The organism is uncultured Campylobacter sp., assembly GCF_937890585.1.
In the GTDB taxonomy this organism is placed as follows: Bacteria; Campylobacterota; Campylobacteria; order Campylobacterales; family Campylobacteraceae; genus Campylobacter_A.
In genome coordinates this window covers 1-1,238 of sequence record NZ_CALACG010000317.1, presented here as the reverse complement: position 1 = coordinate 1,238, position 1,238 = coordinate 1, and the positions used below count along the sequence as shown (strand labels likewise).

Below are 1,238 nucleotides of genomic sequence, written 5' to 3'. Positions count from 1 at the left end.
TTCGTCGGCAGCGTCAGATGTGTATAAGAGACAGGCATTAAATTTATATCTTTTGCTATGTAATTAATATCAAATTTTATGTACAAAAATAGATGAAGAAATAAGCCAGAGCTGCAAAGCAATGTTTTATAAATTTAATAAAGATAAATTTAAAAGATAGACACGGCTAGCCAAATTTAACTTAAATTTGCCAATTTCACATAAAATAATATATAAAATTTTATGCAAAAAGAGCTAAATTTGCTTGTTTTTGCTCTCTACTATCTTTTTTATAAGCTCTATATCGCCGCTCATCGCTAGGCTCATGAAGCAAATGCCACTTGCACCAGCTTTTATGGCCTCTTTGTAGTTCCCACTATCTAGTCCGCCAAGTGCGTAAATTTCTTTATCAAGGCTTTTTAGTTCGTTTATAAAATTTAGCCCTTTTGGCTCTAAACCCGCCTTGCAAGAGGTGGCAAATATATGAGAAGCAACGAGCACATCGGCGATAGAAGCTGAAATTTTAGCCTGCTCTAGGTCGTGAGCTGGGGCATAAATTTTAGCTGTTTTTCTAAATTCATCTAAAAAAACGGCGTGATTTTTAAGAAAATCAAGCTGCGCTGAAGTGAGCCAAAAATCGCTATTTAGCTTGCAAGCTACGTCAAAAAATTGATTAATAATAAATTTCTTGCGGTAGTTTTCACAAATTTGAGCCACAACCCTAGCAAGGTCATAAAATTGAGCCTCGCTTAGCCCCTTTGCACGAAGCAAAATTTCATCCACGCCAGCCTTGCAAAGTAGCTGTATCCTCTTTAAAAAGTCATCGCCCTCATAGCTTTCAAAGTCGGCCACGCAGAGAATTTTAAACATAGACATACTCGCTCATTAGTGGCTCTAGTCCGTTTGCTTTTATCATTGCTTTTATCTCATTCACGCTTCTTTCGTCGCTTATCTCAAACTGCTCGTCGCCCTTTTTCTCTTCGCCGTGAGCGCCGATGCTCACTTTTACGCCAGCGCTTATCTTGTTTGCGGCGATCTTTACGGCGTTGTCGCGAAATTTCGCCTTTTCTCTGGTTGAGATCGTTATGCTGGCTGTTGGCATGAAAATTCTATAAGCGCAGATCACTTGCAAAAGCTCGCGCTCGCCCACGTCGCGTGGGTTGATGCGGTCGTTGTTGATGATAGGGCGAAGCCTTGGGCATGAAAATGCGATCTCAGCGTGTGGATACTTTTTTTGAACTAAGCTTGCGTGAAGTGCC

The 1,238-nt window shown here is 40.3% G+C and carries 1 protein-coding gene and 1 pseudogene; both read right to left on the bottom strand.

Translation table 11 applies throughout. The features are described from left to right. Positions 1 to 234: 234 nt before the first annotated feature. The gene (locus Q0296_RS09525; RefSeq protein WP_298039875.1) at positions 235 to 855 is read right to left on the bottom strand and encodes a thiamine phosphate synthase; all 621 of its coding nucleotides are present in this window, start codon (positions 853 to 855) and stop codon (positions 235 to 237) included. After that, positions 842 to 1,238: pseudogene (locus Q0296_RS09520) on the bottom strand (2-iminoacetate synthase ThiH); the annotation flags it as partial. The pseudogene Q0296_RS09520 and the gene Q0296_RS09525, both read right to left, overlap by 14 nt.